The organism is Acidovorax sp. Root275 (assembly GCF_001428965.1).
Classification (GTDB): domain Bacteria; phylum Pseudomonadota; class Gammaproteobacteria; order Burkholderiales; family Burkholderiaceae_C; genus Acidovorax; species Acidovorax radicis.
This window is the reverse complement of the sequence record NZ_LMJH01000009.1, coordinates 224391-241928: the sequence shown is the minus strand read 5'-3', so window position 1 is coordinate 241928 and position 17538 is coordinate 224391. Positions and strand designations below refer to the sequence as shown.

Here is a 17538-nt window from a genome sequence, read left to right as displayed (position 1 = left end):
TCATTAATTACTTGACCGAGCCCTTGGGCAGCACCTGAACCACGGCACTGCGCTGCATTTGCACTTCCACGCCGTTGGCGATCTCGATGTGCAGGAAGCCTTCGGACAGGCGCGTGACCTTGCCGACGATGCCGCCGGAGGTGGCCACTTCATCGCCCTTTGCGATGGCCTCGATCATGGCGCGGTGTTCCTTCTGGCGCTTCATCTGGGGGCGGATCATGACGAAGTACAGCACCACAAACATCAGCACCAGGGGCAGCATGCCCGTGAGGGTGGACATCATGTCACCGCCGCCAGCGGCTGCGGCGGGTGCGGTTTGGGCAAAAGCGGAAGAAATAAACACGGACTGGACTCCACAACGGATGTTCAAAATTCACAAAACCCGCCAGGGGCAAGCGCCAAGGCGCCTGTCAGGGCGGAACAGGACATTGTATGCGGCGCCCCGTGCGCGCCCCAAGGGGGAAGACCCAAGGCGACGGCGGGTGTTTGCCGCTCCAGCCGCACGCAAGGAGCGGCATGCAGGACTTTTTAATAAAAAGTGCCACCAGCGCTTATTGAGTATGGGTTTAAAGCTCACCAATTGATAGTAAAAAGCCCGCGCCAGGCGCGGGCCCTTCCATCCTCAGTGGGCAGTACAGGTCCGGCGTCAGGCCGCCTGGCGTTCGGGCTGAACCACTTTGCCGCTGCGCCACTGGGCCATCAGGCCATCCCACTTGGGGCGCGCGGCCAACAGGTGTCGCTCCTTCACATGGCCGTAGCCCCGGATCTCTTCGGGGATGCGGGCGATCTCCACGGCCAGGGCCAGGTTGTCGGCGTTCAGGCGGGCCAGCAGTTCGTCGATGCAGGCGCGGTATTCGACGATCAGCGCGCGCTCCATGCGGCGTTCCTCGGTCTTGCCGAACACATCCAGCGCCGTGCCGCGCAGGCCTTTCATCTTGGCCAACACACCGAAGGCACTGCGCATCCAGGGGCCAAACGGCTGCTTCACCAGCTCGCCCTTGTCATTCTTCTTGGCCGTCATCGGGGGGGCCAGGTGGTGCACCAGCTTGTAGTCGCCTTCGAACATATTGGCGATCTTGTCCGTGAAGGCCTTGTCGGTGTGCAGGCGCGCCACCTCGTACTCGTCCTTGTAGGCCATCAGCTTGAACAGGTAGCGGGCCACGGCCTCGGACAGGCGGGTGCCGCTGCCCAGCTTGGCTTCTGCTGCCTTCACCTTTTCGACAAAGGCCTGGTAGTCGGAGGCATAGGCCGCGTTTTGGTAACCCGTGAGGAAGTCCACACGCTTGGACAGCATCTCGGTCAGCGACGGCTTCTTGACGAACTCGATCACCTGCGCGGCCTGGAACAGCGACTGCACGGCCTTGAGGTCGTGGGCGCAGCGGCGGCCCCACTCGAAGGCGGCCTTGTTGTTGTCCACCTGCACGCCGTTGAGTTCCATGGCGCGCATCAGCGAGGCGAACGTCAGCGGCACGCGGCCCTTCTGCCAGGCATAGCCCAGCATCAGCGGGTTGGTGTAGATGCTGTCGCCCAGCAGTTGGGTGGCCACCTGCTCGGCATCGAAGCTGCCCACGCCACCGGCTCCCACGGCCGCCTCGATGGCGCTGTCGCAGTTGGCGCCGGGGAACTGCCAGTCCGGGTTGGTCACAAAAGCCGCCGTGGGCGTGCCGTGCGTGTTGAGCGCCACAAAGGTGCGGCCCGGCTGCATCACGGCCAGCGTGTACTTGTGCGCCGCCACGATGGAGTCGCAGCCGATCACCAGGTCGGCCTTGGCCGTGTCGACCTTGGTGGTGTAGATGGCCTCGGGCCGGTTGGCGATCTGGATGTGGCTCCAGGTGGCGCCGCCCTTTTGCGCGAGGCCGCCGGCGTCCTGCGTGATGACGCCCTTGCCGTCCAGGTGCGCCGCCATGCCCAGCAGCGAGCCAATGGTGATCACGCCCGTGCCACCCACGCCGCCGACCACGATGCCCCAGGCCGCTTCGGCCACTGGCAGCACGGGCTCAGGAATGGAGGGCAGCGCCGACAGGTCGCCCTTCTTTTCCTTCTTGGGCTTCTTGAGCTTGCCACCCTCCACGGTGACGAAGCTCGGGCAGAAACCGTTCACGCAAGAGTAGTCCTTGTTGCAGGTGCTCTGGTTGATGCGGCGCTTGCGGCCGAACTCGGTTTCCACCGGCTCCACACTCAGGCAGTTGGACTTGGTCGAGCAGTCGCCGCAGCCCTCGCACACCAGGTCGTTGATGACCACGGTCTTGTCGGGCGTGGCCAGGGTGCCGCGCTTGCGGCGGCGGCGCTTTTCGGTGGCGCAGGTCTGGTCGTAGATGATGACCGTACAGCCCTTGATCTCGCGGAACTGGCGCTGCAGCGTGTCGAGCTCGTCGCGGTGGTGCACCGTCACGCCCTCGGCCAGCGCCACGCCGTCGTACTTCTGCGGCTCGTCCGTGACGATGATGAGCTTGACCACGCCTTCGGATTTGAGGCTGTTCATGATCTGCAGCACCGAATGGCCTTCGGGCCGCTCGCCCACCTGCTGGCCGCCGGTCATGGCCACGGCGTCGTTGTAGAGCACCTTGTAGGTGATGGTGGTGCCCGCCGCAATGCTCTGGCGAATGGCCAGCAGCCCGCTGTGAAAGTACGTGCCGTCGCCCAGGTTGGCAAACACATGCTGGTCGGTGGTGAACGGCGCCTGGCCCACCCAGGTCACGCCCTCGCCGCCCATCTGCGTGAAGGTGGACGTGTTGCGGTCGGGCATCCAGTTGGCCATGTAGTGGCAGCCAATGCCGGCCACGGCGCGCGAGCCCTCGGGCACGCGGGTGCTGGTGTTGTGCGGGCAGCCGCTGCAGAACCAGGGGGCGCGTTCGCCGGTGTCCACCTTCAGTTCCATCATCGCGCGCTCGCTCGCTTCGATGACGGCAATGCGCGAATCCATGCGCGCAATGATGTCACTCGACACGCCCAGCTTCTTCAGGCGCTTGGCGATCGCCTTGGCGATGATGGCGGGCGTCAGGTCGGCCTTGGCGCGCAGCAGCCAGTTCTGGCTGGGGTTGGGCATGCTCCATTCGCCGCCCGTGGCATCGCCCTCGGGCTCGTCGAACTTGCCCAGCACATTGGGGCGCACGTCGGCGCGCCAGTTGTACAACTCTTCTTTCAGTTGGTATTCGATGACCTGGCGCTTTTCCTCCACCACCAGAATCTCTTGCAGGCCCTGGGCGAAGTCGCGCGTGATGGTGGCTTCGAGCGGCCACACCACGTTGACCTTGTGCACGCGGATGCCCAGCTGGCGGCAGGTGTCGTCGTCCAGGCCCAGGTCCACCAGGGCCTGGCGCGTGTCGTTGTAGGCCTTGCCACTGGCGATGATGCCGAAGCGGTCGTTCTTGCCTTCGATCACGTTGTAGTTGAGCTTGTTGGCGCGGACATAGGCCAGGGCCGCGTACCACTTGTAGTCCATCAGGCGCGCTTCCTGCTCCAGCGGCGCGTCGGGCCAGCGGATGTGCAGGCCGCCGGGCGGCATCACGAAGTCCTCGGGCATCACGATCTTCACGCGGTCGGGGTCGATGTTGATGCTGCTCGAGGACTCCACCACTTCCTGGATGGTTTTCATGCCCGACCACACGCCCGAAAAACGGCTCATGGCAAAGGCGTGCAGGCCCATGTCCAGGATTTCCTGCACGCTGCTCGGAAAGAACACCGGCGTGCCGCAGGCCTTGAAGATGTGGTCGCTCTGGTGCGCGGCCGTGCTGCTCTTGCTGATGTGGTCGTCGCCCGCAATGGCGATCACGCCGCCATGCTTGGCGGTGCCCGCCATGTTGGCGTGCTTGAACACGTCCGAGCACCGGTCCACGCCCGGGCCCTTGCCGTACCAGATGCCGAAGACGCCGTCGAACTTCTTGCTTTGCGGGTACAGGTCCAGCTGCTGCGTGCCCCAGACCGCCGTGGCGCCGAGCTCCTCGTTCACGCCGGGCTGGAAGACGATGTTGTTGGCCGCCAGGTGCTTCTTGGCCGCCCACAGGGACTGGTCGTAAGTACCGAGCGGCGAGCCACGGTAGCCGCTGATGAAGCCGGCCGTATTGAGACCCGCCATCGCATCACGCTGGCGCTGCAGCATGGGCAGCCGCACGAGGGCCTGGACCCCGCTCATGAACGCCCGGCCGTGGTCCAAAGAGTATTTGTCGTCGAGGGTGACGGTTTCGAGGGCCTTGCGGATGTGCTCGGGCAGCGGTGCATTCATGGCTATGTCTCCAATGGCTTTTTTTGGGGGCCGCGCCTTGTGGGCTCGGTGGGGCAGCACAACGCGGCCCGTTTAGGGCTGCGGCACTAGTGTGGGAGAAGTGTATGTCTGCATCGCTGATATGTCTTTGCGTTCTGTGCCGTCTTTAGGCTATTCTGAGAAAGGATCTTTCTCGGCACGGCTGTTTTGTGAATACTCTCGACAAATTCGATATCGCCATCCTCAATGAGCTGCAGGCTGACGCCCGGCTGACGAACGCCGAACTGGCCCAGCGCGTAGGCCTGTCGGCCGCGCCCTGCTGGCGGCGTGTGCGGGCGTTGGAGGAGCAAGGCTTCATCAAGGGCTACCGTGCCGAGATCGACCGGCACAAGATTGGCCTGGGGGTGCTGGCCTTTGTGCGGCTGGACGCCGACCGCAGCACCGGCAACCTCACCCGCGCCATGGAGGAAGCCATCCGCCAGATCCCCGAGGTGGTTTCCTGCCACTACATCAGCGGCACCGGCACCTTCGAGCTGCAAGTGGTGGCGCGTGACCTCGACAGCTTTTCGCAGTTTGCGCGCGACGTGCTGCTGAACCTGCCCAATGTGAAGGACATGCACACCAGCTTCTCGCTGGGCGAGGTCAAGGCCAGCGGGGCGCTGCCGCTCACGCACCTGGTGCGTGCCAAGTGATGAGCGCTATTTTTTTGATAGCTTTTTGCGCTTGCTAGATAAGCGTTAGAGGTCGATAAAGACAGCCATTGGTGCGGCGGCCCATGCCCCCGCGCACGCGCTCAGCGCGCCGAGCCGTGCCATCGAACGTAACAAGGCGTTAGGGCGCCGATCCACGGCATGGTGTGCTGTATAAGCCTGCTGAACCACGGGCGGAGCCATCGAGGCTTCGCGCGCGCCGCATCCACCACCACGCCCCGCAGGCTGTCTGCCCCGTGCCCACGGCCGGGGCTCTTGGCCGTGGTGCACGTGATGCCGGCGGTTTTCTGGTGGGTCCATCAAATAATTACGGTCCCCTTCGAGCACAGGCAGCCAGCCTGTCCACAGGGGCTCCAACGAGGGAGCGGTCGGCATGATCTTCTGGGGCATTTTTTGGGGCGCGGTACTGGGCTCGTGGTTTGGCGGCTACGGCGATTTCGGGCCCTACGTCGGCGGCATCCTGGGCTTTTTTGCCGGGTTGTCCCTGCGCTGGGCCGTCCGCTTGGCGATCCGCAGCGAGCTGCAGGCGCAGGCCGCGAAACCCGCCGTCAACCCTGTACCAGTGGCTGCGGCGCCTACCCGGGCTGAAGACCGGGCGCCCGCTGCACCCGTGGTGGCGCCAGTCCCTGTGCCGGTCGTGGCCATGCCTGCCGCGAGCGAAAGTCCAATTGAGGAGGTCGATGCGGAGTGGGTTGGCGAACTCACGCCGCAGGGCTTGCCGCCGGTCCCACCACCTGCCGCACAGCCCCGTGCCCCTGCGCCGCCCAGAACGCCCAACGCCATCGAGCAAGCGGTGCTGGCAGCCAAAAACTGGTTCCTCGGCGGCAACACCATCGTGCGCGTCGGCCTGGTGATCCTGTTCATCGGCCTGTCCTTCCTGGCGCGGTACGCAGCCTCGGCGGGCCTGTTCCCGGTCGAGTTCCGCCTGGCCGCGATTGCCGGCGTGGCCATCGCGCTGCTGGTGGTGGGTTTCCGCAAGCGCACCGACAAGCCCGCGTTCGCGCTGGCCCTGCAGGGCGGCGGCGTGGCGGTCATGTACCTCACGGTGTTCGCCGCGTTCCGGCTCTACGGGCTGCTGCCGCCCACGCTGGCCTTCGCGCTGATGATCGCGGTCTGCGCCACCAGCTGCGCGCTGGCGCTGCTGCAGGACTCGCGCTCGCTCGCGGTGGCGGCGTTTGCCGGTGGCTTTGCGGCGCCCATCCTGCTGTCCACGGGCCAAGGCAGCCACGTGGGCCTGTTCAGCTACTACACCCTGCTCAACCTGGCCATTCTGTTCATCGCCTACAAGCGCTTGTGGCGCGTGCTGAACGTGGTGGGCTTTGTGGCGACCTTCGGCGTGGCCTCGGCCTGGGGCGTGCTCAAGTACGTGCCCGACCAGTACGCCAGCACCCAGCCCTTCCTCGCGGTCTTTGTGCTCATCTATCTGTTCGCCGCCATCCTCTACGCACGCAATACGCCCACCAAGCTGGGCAACGCGGTCGACACCATGCTGGTGTTCGGCACACCGCTGGTGGGCTTTGGGCTGCAGGCCGGGCTGGCGCAGCCCTTCGAGCTGGGCGCTGCCTTCTCGGCGGTGGCCTTTGCCGCGCTGTACCTGCTGGCCGCCATGGTGCTGGTGCGCCGCGCACTCGCAAGCTACCGCCTGCTGATCGAATGCTTCATCGCCATCGGCGTGGGCTTTGCCACGCTGGCCGTGCCGCTGGCGCTGGACGCGCAATGGACGTCGGCGGTGTGGGCGCTGGAGGGCGCCGGCGCCTTCTGGGTCGGCATGCGCCAGGCCCGCTGGATGCCGCGCGCCTTCGGCATCGTGCTGCAGGGTGTGGCGATGCTGGCCTTCATGGACGGCGTCTCCAGCGTCTCGCGCCTGGCGCTGGTCAACCCGGCGTTCCTGGGTGCCTTGCTGATCGCGCTGCCGGCGCTGCTGCTGGCCTGGTGGCTGCGCAAGCCGCTGCCGCACAGCGGCTCGAACTGGGCCAAGGCTTATGCGGGTATCGAATCGCGGCTTTCCAGCCCCGCGTACCTCTACGGCTTTGCCTTCTGGTGCCTGGCCTGGCTGCTGGAGATCACGCGGCGCGTGCCCGGCTTGGAGGCGGACCAATGGCCCGTGCCGGTGTTCTCCGAACGCATCGCCGAACTGCTGGCCATGCTGGCCATCGTGCTCAGCGCCGCGCTGTCGATGGTGCTGGGCCTGCGCACGCGCTGGGCCGTGGCCACCTGGCCGGCGCGCGGCACCATCGCCGTGCTGGCGCTGGGTTTTGTCGCGCAGGTGGGCGACGGCTACCGCGTACTGGCCACGCCCGCCTGGGTCGTGTGGCCGGTGGCGCTGGCGCTGCATGTGTGGATGCTGCGGCAGACCGACCGCCTGCAGGCGGCGGCCGCTGGGGACGGCAAGCCCGCAGCGCGCATGTCGGGCTTCGGCTGGTTCCATGCCGCCACGGCGTGGCTGGTGACCTTTCTGCTGGCCGACTGCCTGTGGTCCGGCATCGGCAAGGCCGAGCTGTGGCGCACCTCGTGGGCCGGCGTGGTCATGCTGGTCAGCGCCATTGCGGTGCTGATGGCGCTGGCGCTGTGGGCCGGCCGCGGCAACCGGCCTGCGGCGCGCGCAGCGCTGCCCTGGCCACTGAACCCGCATGCCGAGGCCTACTACTGGCTGGCGGCGCTGCCGCTGGCGGTGCTGGTGTTCTGGGGCTCGCTGCTGGCCGCGGTGCATTCGTCGGGCCACACCGCGCCGCTGCCCTACATCCCGCTGCTCAACCCCACCGACCTGACCCTGGCGCTCGCACTGGGCGGCCTGGTGTTCTGGCGGCGGGTGCTGGTGTCGGCACTGCCGCCCCCGGCCCACGCGGGCTGGGTCATCGGTCGCCATGCGCTGGTGGCGCTGGCCCTGTTGGTGTTCATCGCGATCAACACAGTGTGGCTGCGCGTGGTCCACCACTTCTTCGGCGTGCGCTGGGATGCCTCGGCGCTGTTCGACAGCTTCGTCGTGCAGACCGGCTACGCCATCCTGTGGACGCTGCTGGCGCTCAGCATGATGGTGCTGGCGCACCGCCGCGCGCAGCGGCCGCTGTGGCTGGTGGGCGCAGGCCTGCTGGGCGTGGTGGTGGTCAAGCTGCTGCTGATTGATCTGTCCAACGCGGGTGGTGCCGAACGCATCATTGCCTTCATCGCCGTGGGTGTGCTGATGCTGGTGGTGGGCTACTTCGCGCCGCTGCCGCCCAAGGCCGCACCCCGTGCGGCGCCGGATGCTCCGCCGGTCGCGCCCGTGGCACCGGTCGCACCTGCGGCACCTGTGGCCCCGGCGCAAGAGGAATCACTGTCATGAAGTCTCCCCGTCACCACCTGCCGCGGCCCGTAGCTGCATGGCTGGCCGCTGCCGCACTGTCCCTGGCCGCCGGGGGTGCCCAGGCGGCGGCCGATGCCAACAGCCCGGCCGCCTACGCCATCCGCATCCCCGTCACGCTGGCGGCCGATGCGCCGCTGCAGCGCGTGTTGCTGCCCGCCGAAGTGCTGGTGCGCCTGCAGAACCCGGGCTATGCCGACGTGCGTCTCTTCAACGGCGCAGGCCAGCCGGTGCCCATGGCGCTGGCCGGCGTGGCGGCCGCCAGCGCGCCGGAGGAATCGGTGGTGTTGCCGGCCTATCCCATCCTGGGCGGGCCCGGCACGCCAGGGCAGGCCGGGCTGGAAGGCCTGTCGCTGCGCATCGAGGAGCAGCAGGGCCGGCGCGTGGTGCAGATCGACGCGGCGGGAACAGCGGCCCCTGTCGGCGCGCAAACCGTGCGCGGCGCGCTGCTGGACGCGCGCAGCGTCCAACTGCCCGTGGCCCGCATGGCGCTGGACGCCGATCTGCCCGCCGGCCAACCGGTGACCTTCACGGTGCAGGCCAGCCGCGACCTGAAGAACTGGCGGCCGCTGGCCGAGACAGTGCTGTACCGCGCTGACGCTGCGGGCACGGCCCCATCCTCAGCGGCACCGGGCCGCCTGGGCAGCGAGCACATCGACCTGCAAAGGGCCGGCCTGCAGGATCACTACCTGCGCGTGACCTGGGGCGATGCCGCCGTGACGCTGCGCGGTGCCACGCTGGTCACCTCGCGCGGCGCGGGCCCGCGCGAGCGCGTCAGCGCCAGCATGGCGGTGCCGCCGCTGGGCAACAACCCGCGCGAACTCGTGTTCGCGTTGCCGTTCGCCACACCGGTCGCCGCGCTCAACATCACGCCGCAAGGCCGCAACGTGCTGCTTCCGGTGCGTGTGCTGGGCCGCAACGACCGCGAACGGCCCTGGTCACACCTGGCCAGCGCCACGGTGTACCGCATGTCCACGGGCGGCAAGGAGCAGACCAACACACCGGTCGAGCTGGGCGGCGCCTCGGTGCGCGAGGTCAAGATCGAGGCCGACGCCAGGTCGGCCGGCTTTGCCGCCGCGCCCGAGCTGGCGCTGCAGTTTGAGCCAGCGCAGCTGGTCTTCCTGGCCAGTGGGCAGGGCCCCTTCACCCTGGCGGCCGGCTTGCCCGGTGCCAGTGCGGCTGCGGGCGCGTTCCTGCCCCTGGCGAGCCTGGTGCCGGGCTACCAGCCTCAGCAGGAGAACACCCTGCCCCTGGCGCTGGCCGATGTGGCCCGGGCCGAAGTCACCGGCGGCAAGCCCGCGGACGGCCCGCTGGTGGCCGCCGCCACCGCCAGCGACGGGCTGTCGATGCGCAGCTGGGTGCTCTGGGGTGTGCTGCTGGCCGGCGTCGGCGCGCTGGGGCTCATGGCCTGGCTGCTGATGCGGCAGACGAAATCGGCGAGCCAACCAGCGATCAAACCAGCGAGCAAGGCGCCGGATTCGCCGCACGACGCGGTGTGATGGTGCGATGTTGTGACCTTGTGGCGCACCGGCGAGGTGGCTATTCGATGCGGTACGCACCATGGCCGCTCCAACCGTCGCACAATGGGAGGACATGCCACCTTTGCCGTCCCACGAAAGCACGCGCAGCACTGCGCCCACCCCCGCTCCTGACCTGACCCCCGCTGCCGATGCCGCAGCGCGCGGGTCGACGGGCGACGCGTCCGCCGCAGACCGCGCCGCGGTCGCGCAGGGCACCGAAGAATCCGTTGCCGCGCAGCTCGACCAGAGCGCGGCGCAGCTGAGCCAGGCCGCATCCCTCTCGCCGTTCGCCCCGCTGTCGGTGCCGGTGTTTCGCATGCTGTGGCTCACCTGGGTGGCGGCCAACACCTGCATGTGGATGAACGACGTGGCGGCCGCCTGGCTCATGACCACGCTCACCAGCTCGCCCATCCTCGTGGCCCTGGTGCAGTCGGCCTCCACCCTGCCCGTGTTCCTGCTGGGCCTGCCCAGCGGTGCGCTGGCCGACATCCTGGACCGGCGGCGCTACTTCATCGCCACGCAGTTCTGGGTGGCCGCCGTGGCGCTGGTGCTGTGCGTGTTCGTCATGGCCGGCGGCATGACGGCGCCGCTGCTGCTGATGCTCACCTTTGCCAACGGCATCGGCCTGGCCATGCGCTGGCCGGTGTTCGCCGCCATCGTGCCCGAACTGGTCAGCCGCCCGCAGCTGCCCGCCGCGCTGGCCCTCAACGGCGTGGCGATGAACGCGTCGCGCATCATCGGCCCGCTGCTGGCCGGCGCCATCATCGCCAGTGCGGGCAGCGCCTGGGTGTTCGTGCTCAACGCTGTGCTGTCGGTCATCTCGGGCCTGGTCATCATGCGCTGGAAGCGCACCCACGTGCCCAGCCCGCTGGGCCGCGAAAAGCTGCCCAGTGCCATGCGCGTGGGCCTGCAGTTCGTGCGGCAGTCGCCGCGCATGCGGGCCGTACTGTGGCGCATCTCCATTTTCTTCTTGCACGCCACCGCGCTGCTCGCCCTGCTGCCGCTGCTGGCGCGCGGCCTGGAGGGCGGCGGTGCAGGCACCTTCACGCTGCTGCTGGCCAGCATGGGCGCGGGCGCCATCACTGCTGCGATGTTCCTGCCTCGCCTGCGCCAGGCCATGGCGCGCGATGTGCTGGTGATGCGCGGCACCATGCTGCAGGCCGCTGCCACTGGCGTGATGGCCGTGGCGCCCAACGTGTATGTGGCCGTGCCCGCGATGTTCGTGGCAGGCATGGCGTGGATCACCACGGCCAATTCGCTGTCCGTTTCCGCGCAACTTGCACTGCCCAACTGGGTGCGTGCACGCGGCATGTCGATCTACCAGATGGCCATCATGGGCGCCACCGCGCTCGGCGCCGCGGTGTGGGGCCAGGTGGCCACCATCAGCGACGTGCACGTCAGCCTGGGCATCGCCGCGGGCACCGGCGTGGTGGCCATGCTGCTGGTGCAGCGCCTGGTGGCCGACCGCAGCATGGAGGAGGACCTGAGCCCCTCCCGCGCCTTCAAGGCCCCGGTGGCCGATGCACCGCCGGGCACGGGGCATGTGGTGGTCACCATCGAATACTTCATCGACCCCACGCGTGCCACCGAATTCCGCGCCGTGATGCAGGAAAGCCGCCGCAGCCGCCTGCGCCAGGGCGCACTGGCCTGGCAACTGCTGCACGACATCAGCCAGCCCGCGCGGTATGTGGAGCGCATCGAGGATGAGTCGTGGACGGAGCACCTGCGGCGCTTCGACCGGGTGACGGCGTCCGACGTGGCGCTGCGCGACCGCAAGCTCGCGTTCCATGTGGGGGATGCGCCGCCACGGGTGACGCGGTGGGCGGTGGAGTAGAAGGATTTTCGCGTGACGATTTGGCAATCCGCGACGCTTGAAGAGGTCGAACAGCTCCTCGCTGATGGCTTGGCGGCGGTACACCCGCTGCATCGGCAGAAATTTGATGCTATCCGTATTACTCCACGTTCAGTACCAGTAGCGGATACGCCGGGTGAGTTCGTTTATGTTGTGGCCGAGTACCAAGAACAGCTGCTTTACTACTCGGACATCGAGGATGGCTGGGAGCTGGGCGTGCCAAACCTGCGTGGCGGTATCAGCTCGCGCGGCTGCAATCAGTTGGAGCTTTCTCACGTCATGCATCTCATATTTGGTGATCCAGATTCTTAATTCACCGCTTCAGCTTCGCTTGGGTTTTCGGTATTGCTGACTTGTCATCGAATTCAAACTTCAGTCCACATGAATTGCTTCGCACGCTCTTGGTCGGTCTTTTGGCTGACCTTGGTCATCCCCTGTGTCCACGCCGCCACCCCCGACCCCGCTCTCCTCGGCTGCTGGCGCGCCGCCAAGATCGTGCTGACCACCCAGGATGGCGAAAAGGCCGAAGACACCTCGGGCCGCTGCACCCTGCAGTTCAAGGAGGACCAGTTCGAATCGACCTGCAAGACCACCAGCGGAGCGGCCACCACCACGTACCGGTACCAGGTCGTCCGCCCCCAGGTGTATGCGGCCACCATGGCGGGCAGCACTTTCAGGACGGAGATGGTGGGCACCACGCGCGAGTACGAGTACCGCATCGAAGGCGATCAATTGCGCACCGTGACCGTGCCCCCGGCGATGGCTTTCGCCGCAGCGGCTGCGGCCCAGCGGGTGGAGACCGAAGCGATGAGGGTGCCGTGCCCGTGAACGTGGAAGCCAGCCGCTGAACGCCGGTGCGTGGGGGCTGCTGGAGAGTTTGCTCTTGATTTAATAGCTCCTAGCGCTTATCCAATAAGCGCTAGCAGCCAAAATCTCTTAAAAATCACCGGGGCCACAGCGCCCACAGCCGCAGGTTCTGCTTCAGGCGCCCGGCAATGTCCCCGGCCTCCGGGCCCCAGCCCGTGAAGAAGTCGGCCCGCACCGCGCCCAGGATCGCGCTGCCGGTGTCCTGCGCCATCACCATGCGGTTGAGCTGCACCTGCGGGCCGCTGGAGGCCAGCCACACCGGCGTGCCATACGGGATGCTCTGGCGGTCCACCGCGATGGAGCGGCCGGGCGTGAGCGGCACGCCCTGCGCGCCGCGCGGGCCGAAGCCGGCGTCCAGCGGGTTCAAAGGCTCCTCGCGGAAGAACACATAGCGCGGGTTGGTCCACATCAGTTCGTTGGTGCGCTGCGGGTTGGCCGCGAGCCAGGCGCGGATGCCGGGCCACGTCGCGTCGCGCGTGTAGCCCTGGTCCAGCAGCCAGCGGCCGATGCTCTGGTAAGGCTGGTCGTTGGTGCCCGCGTAGGCCACGCGCACCAGCGACACCGACCCGTCGGCCTCGGTGATGCGCAGTCGGCCCGAGCCCTGGATGTGCAGCACCATGGACTCCACCGGGTCGCGCAGCCAGGCGATGGCCCGCCCGGCCAGCGCGGCCTGTGCCTCGGGCAGCGATTCGATCTGCTGGCGGGTGTACCAGGGCTTGCGGGCGCCCAGCCCGGCGGGCGTGCGGTAGATGGGGACGTTGAAGCCGTTGCCCGGCTGGCGCGCGCCGTCCATCATCGGCTCGTAGTAGGCCGTGAGCAGGCCGTCGGGGTTGCCGTCGGTCGCCTCCACGCGGTAGGGCTGCAGCCGCGCGATGAGCCAGGCGCGCTGCTCTTCGGCGGTGGCGATGCTCAACTGGCGCACTTCGCTGCACAGCGCGGTGAAAGGGGGTTGGGGCCGTTCGCAGCTCTTGATCCAGGCGTTCCAGGCCTCGTGCAGCGCGTCTTCGGTAAAGCCGGGCAGCTCGGCCCAGCGCACGGGCACCCAGCGGCTCTTGGGCTGGGCCATCGGCGGAGGCAGCGGGCCGGTGTCGCCCGGCAGCACCACCGCGCTGGGCGGCAAGGACGGAAAGGGCGCCGGGATGGCCGGGGTGCGGGAGGGGCTTGCGGGCGGTGGGCTCGAACAGGCCACCAGCGTTCCTACAATCAGCGCCGTCGATACAAGGCGCAGGAGTGTCAATTTCATGGGGCTGATTTTGCTTGAAGCGCTGCTCGCGCTGGTGCTGCTGGTGGCGATTGTCTGGTGGACGATGTTTTCCGGTCGCAAGGGTGGTGAACTGCAACCGCCCCCGAAGGATTCCCCGTCGGCGGCGTCGCCCCCCGTTCCTCCTCCTCCACCGCCCCCGGCGCAATGACTAGGCGCGCGTGTGGGGCGTGGGCCCCAGGCGGCTTCGTCCTACAGCCAGGGTGCCGCTGTGCCGATGGTGCCCCAGCCTGGCTGCGGCCACGATGGCGTTGAGTTGGGCGCACCCGAGGCCGGGGCCAAGGACAGGCCACACGGCACGCGAACGGAACTCCCGAAGCGCCCAGCTCCATTGAATCTTTCAAGGAGCACCACCATGCGCAAACACATTCTTCTCGGCGCGACTGCCGTCCTCGTTCTGGCCACCGGCTGTGCCAACATGGACGACACCCAGCGCCGCACTGCCACAGGGGCCGGCGTAGGCGCGCTGGCTGGCGCCGTGATCGGCTCGGCCACCGGCGGCAATGCCGGTACCGGCGCCGTGGTGGGCGCGGGCGTGGGGGCCCTGGGCACCTACATCTGGTCGCAGAACATGGAGCGGCAGAAGCGCGAGATGGAGCGTGCGACCCAGGGCACCGGCATTGCCGTGACCCAGACCGCCGACAACCAGCTCATGCTCAACATCCCGAGCGACATCTCGTTCGCCGTGGGCCGCTCGGACATCCAGCCCAACTTCGCGCCGGTGCTCGACCAGTTTGCCGCCGGGCTGCGCAACAACCCCAACACGGACGTGCGCATCGTGGGCCACACGGACAACACCGGCAGCGACGCCATCAACAACCCGCTGTCGGTGGACCGCGCCGCCAGCACGCGCAGCTACCTGGCTGCGCGGGGCGTGGATGGCCGCCGCATCGCCATCGATGGCATGGGCGAGCGTTACCCCATCGCCGCCAACGAGTCGGCTGATGGCCGGGCGCGCAATCGGCGTGTAGAGATCTTCGTCGGAGAACGTCCGAGGGGGTGAGCCTGGCGCCTGGAACGCGAAAGAGCGGTGAAACAGGCGGAGCGCAAGCCAGCGGAAACCGCGTAGCGGCTCCGGGGGGTTGTCTACTTCATTGTCCGGTGCGCAGCAGGTTGGCCAGCTCCACGGCCGACTTGACCTGCATCTTGTCGAACACGCGTGATCGGTGAACCTCCACCGTGCGCACGCTGATATCAAGCTGGTCCGCGATCAGCTTGTTGGGCAGGCCCGCCACCACCAGGTCCATCACATCGCGTTCTCGGTCCGTCAGGTCGCGCAGGCGCACCTGCAGGTCGCTGCGTTCGCGCAGTTGCGCTAGGCGCTCCGCCGATTGGGCCAGCGCTTGCTCGACACGGTCCACCAGGGCATTGTCGGAAAACGGCTTCTCGCAGAAATCGAACGCTCCCCGCTTGACCGTGTCCACGGCGGTGGGCACGTCCGCATGCCCGGTCAGGAAGATCACCGGCATGGTGGCCAGGTCGCCGCGCACCGCCAGCAGGTCAAACAGCGCCAGGCCACTCATGCCGGGCATGCGCACGTCCAGCAGCAGGCAGCAAGGCTGGCGCTGGGCAGGGCGGCCAGACAGCATGGCGTCAAAGGCCTCGGCACTCTCGAAGGATTCGCTGAGCAGCCTGCGCGAGCGCAGCAGCCACGCCAGCGCTTCGCGCACGCTGGCGTCGTCGTCCACGATGTACACGGTGGCGTTGGATACGGGTTCCATCAGGGATCAGGTTTCAGGCGAAGGTTGGGAAACGGGCAGCGTGAAGGTAAATACCGTACCACGCGGCCCATGGGGCGCAAATCCGAGGAAACCACCGTGCTGCTCGATCACCGTGCGGCACATGCTCAGGCCCAGGCCCATGCCTTCCGGACGGGTGGTGAAGAACGGTGTGAAGAGCTTCGCGGCCACTTCGGGCGCAATGCCGGTCCCCAGGTCGGTCACGGCAAACTCGATCCAGCCGCTGTGCTGGTTCGACGCTGCACGCCGCACCCGGATGTCGAGCACACGTGTGGGGATGGTGGGGTCGTCCATCGCCTGCATGGCATTGCGCGCCAGGTTGAGCAGCACCTGTTCGACCATGGTGCGGTCGCACAACACGGGGGGCAACTGGGGTTCCACCGTGGTGTTCACGCGCACCCCCAGCTTGCGTGCCTGCAGGCTCACCAGCGGCAGGATGGCGTCAAGCAACTGCTGGGCGTACACGGCCTCGCGTGCCTGGTCGCGGCGGCGCACAAAGTCGTGCACGCTCTTGATCACCTTGCCAGCGCGTTCGGCTTGCCGCGCAATGTGTTGCATGGCCATGCGCACATCCTGCAACTGCTCGGCATGGGCGGCGGCGCCCGCGCCTTGGTCCTGTGGTGGGGGCGCCTCCAGCAGGTTGATGGAGCCCGTGGCGTAGCTGGAAATGGCGGCCAGGGGCTGATTGAGCTCGTGGCTCAGCAGCGAGGCCATTTCGCCCACGGTGGCCAGCCGGGCGGTGGCTTGCAGCCGCTCTTGCGACGCGCGCGACAGTTCTTCCACCCGCCGCTGCTCACTGATGTCGAGGAACGCGCTCATCCATCCCGTGTGCAGGCCCTGGGCGTTGATGAGCGGGGCCTCAATGATCAGCACCGGAAAGCGGGTGCCGTCCTTGCGCATGAATTCGGACTCGAAACCCTCGCGCGGCGGCATGGTGCCCGCGAAGCGGATGGCCTGGCGCTGGCGGTACTCCTCTACCCGTTCGGGTGGCCAATAGGGCGCGGTGACGCTCTGGCCGAGCAACTCCTGCGCGCTGAACCCCACCATGGCGCAGAACGCCGGGTTGACATAGGTGATGCGACCTTCCAGATCGCGTGCGCGCAGGCCCGTGACCAGCGAGTCTTCCATGGCCTTGCGGAACGCCAGCGCGTCCGCCAGGTCGCGCTCGGCGCGCAGGCGCCTGCGGTTGTCGCGCACCAGCACCACCATCACGGTGACCAGCGCAATCGACATGGCGGTGACCAGCGCGGTCAGTACATTGGGGAACAGGCTGGGCGCGCTGTGCCAGGTATCCATGCGCAGCACCAGTGTGCTGCCGGGCAGATCCAGCAGGTGCGTGGCCGTGAACATGCGCGAGCCCCGGCGCGCGGCGCCCAGCACGGCCAGCCGGGTGCCGTCGGCCTCGGTGAAGGAGGCTTCCTGGCTGCGCGTGAGGTTGTGCGCCACCAGGTTGATCAGCACGTCCTGCAGCGAATACGTGACCACCAGGAAACCCGTGCTGCGTCCCCCCGAGGTGAGGGGCAGGCACAGCTCCATCATTTCCGAGCCCAGCCCGTCGCCATGGGGTTGGAAGTAGCTGCTCGAATAGGCCGGGCTGCTCAGGCGGCGCGCGTTGGCACAGGCGATGGCGGCATCGGACTGATTGCCCTCGCGCAGCCGGGCGTCCCACGCCACGGGGCGGTAGGGCGACTGGGCGTGGGTGCGCACCCGCAGGTTGGCATCGCGCCACTCGATGCGCACCAGTTCGCGCCGGCTGCGCAGCAATTCGGCGGCATCGACCTCCCACGCCAGCTGGCCTGGGTCGCCCGCGTGCAGTGCCTGCAGGCTTTGCAGGTTGCGCGTGAGCGCCACGCGGATGTCGGACACCGCGTCGGCCGTGTCACGCTCGAGCCGCGACTGCACCTGGCTGGCCTCATAGCGCCCCGCAAGCCACACCATAGTGGCGAGCATGGAGATCACCAGGGCTACCAGCAGGGTCCACAGCGACCAGCGCCGCCAGGCGCCCCGCCAGCGCCTGGCAAGGATGTTCAGACTGACCTTCATCCCTT

General features: G+C 67.7%; 13 protein-coding genes. 8 read left to right on the top strand and 5 right to left on the bottom strand.

Annotated elements, in window-relative coordinates; genetic code table 11:
• Window positions 1-7 precede the first annotated feature (7 nt).
• Together yajC and ASE52_RS16180 are read right to left on the bottom strand one after the other, a co-directional pair.
• Window positions 8-343 carry a preprotein translocase subunit YajC gene (gene yajC / locus ASE52_RS16185; RefSeq protein ID WP_010464611.1) on the bottom strand — a complete coding sequence of 112 codons (336 nt, stop codon included), beginning with the start codon at window positions 341-343 and terminating at the stop codon, window positions 8-10.
• A gap of 303 nt (window positions 344-646) precedes the next feature.
• The gene (locus tag ASE52_RS16180; protein WP_057227559.1) at window positions 647-4222 is read right to left on the bottom strand and encodes an indolepyruvate ferredoxin oxidoreductase family protein; all 3576 of its coding nucleotides are present in this window, start codon (window positions 4220-4222) and stop codon (window positions 647-649) included.
• 188 nt (window positions 4223-4410) lie between these two features.
• Here ASE52_RS16180 and ASE52_RS16175 point away from each other — a divergent pair, with 188 nt between their 5' ends.
• The 6 genes from ASE52_RS16175 (at window position 4411) to ASE52_RS16150 (ending at window position 12451) form a co-directional block, all read left to right on the top strand.
• Window positions 4411-4893: an Lrp/AsnC family transcriptional regulator gene (locus tag ASE52_RS16175; protein WP_010464607.1), complete on the top strand. Its 483-nt coding sequence runs from the start codon at window positions 4411-4413 to the stop codon at window positions 4891-4893.
• A gap of 391 nt (window positions 4894-5284) precedes the next feature.
• Window positions 5285-8233, top strand: a complete 2949-nt coding sequence (locus ASE52_RS16170; protein WP_057227557.1) for a DUF2339 domain-containing protein — start codon at window positions 5285-5287, stop codon at window positions 8231-8233.
• Window positions 8230-9750, top strand: coding sequence for a DUF3999 domain-containing protein (locus ASE52_RS16165; RefSeq protein ID WP_057227555.1), 1521 nt, complete (start codon window positions 8230-8232; stop codon window positions 9748-9750). Before ASE52_RS16170 ends, ASE52_RS16165 begins: the two co-directional genes overlap by 4 nt.
• 94 nt (window positions 9751-9844) lie before the next feature.
• Window positions 9845-11605 carry an MFS transporter gene (locus tag ASE52_RS16160; protein WP_057228487.1) on the top strand — a complete coding sequence of 587 codons (1761 nt, stop codon included), beginning with the start codon at window positions 9845-9847 and terminating at the stop codon, window positions 11603-11605.
• Window positions 11606-11617: 12 nt separating this feature from the next.
• Entirely contained in the window at window positions 11618-11935 is a 318-nt protein-coding gene (locus ASE52_RS16155) for a hypothetical protein (RefSeq protein ID WP_057227553.1), read from the top strand.
• A 111-nt stretch (window positions 11936-12046) separates the two neighbouring features.
• The gene (locus ASE52_RS16150) at window positions 12047-12451 is read left to right on the top strand and encodes a hypothetical protein (RefSeq protein WP_241777024.1); all 405 of its coding nucleotides are present in this window, start codon (window positions 12047-12049) and stop codon (window positions 12449-12451) included.
• Between the two features lie 115 nt (window positions 12452-12566).
• On the opposite strand, the gene ASE52_RS16145 is transcribed toward ASE52_RS16150, so the two are convergent.
• Complete coding sequence (locus tag ASE52_RS16145) at window positions 12567-13799, bottom strand: MltA domain-containing protein (RefSeq protein WP_082606945.1); 1233 nt, start codon at window positions 13797-13799, stop codon at window positions 12567-12569.
• Between ASE52_RS16145 and ASE52_RS26050 the strand changes: the two genes are divergently transcribed.
• Window positions 13732-13902: a hypothetical protein gene (locus ASE52_RS26050; RefSeq protein ID WP_167539798.1), complete on the top strand. Its 171-nt coding sequence runs from the start codon at window positions 13732-13734 to the stop codon at window positions 13900-13902. The two genes, ASE52_RS16145 and ASE52_RS26050, sit on opposite strands and share 68 nt — an antisense overlap.
• Window positions 13903-14106: 204 nt before the next feature.
• Window positions 14107-14754 (top strand): OmpA family protein, encoded by a 648-nt coding sequence (locus ASE52_RS16140; RefSeq protein WP_010464596.1) that lies wholly within the window; start codon window positions 14107-14109, stop codon window positions 14752-14754.
• An 88-nt stretch (window positions 14755-14842) separates the two neighbouring features.
• Here the strand turns inward: ASE52_RS16140 and ASE52_RS16135 are convergent, their stop codons facing one another.
• Both ASE52_RS16135 and ASE52_RS16130 read right to left on the bottom strand, forming a co-directional pair.
• Window positions 14843-15472, bottom strand: a complete 630-nt coding sequence (locus ASE52_RS16135) for a response regulator (RefSeq protein ID WP_010464595.1) — start codon at window positions 15470-15472, stop codon at window positions 14843-14845.
• A gap of 6 nt (window positions 15473-15478) precedes the next feature.
• Complete coding sequence (locus tag ASE52_RS16130) at window positions 15479-17533, bottom strand: PAS domain S-box protein (RefSeq protein WP_010464594.1); 2055 nt, start codon at window positions 17531-17533, stop codon at window positions 15479-15481.
• Window positions 17534-17538 lie beyond the last annotated feature (5 nt).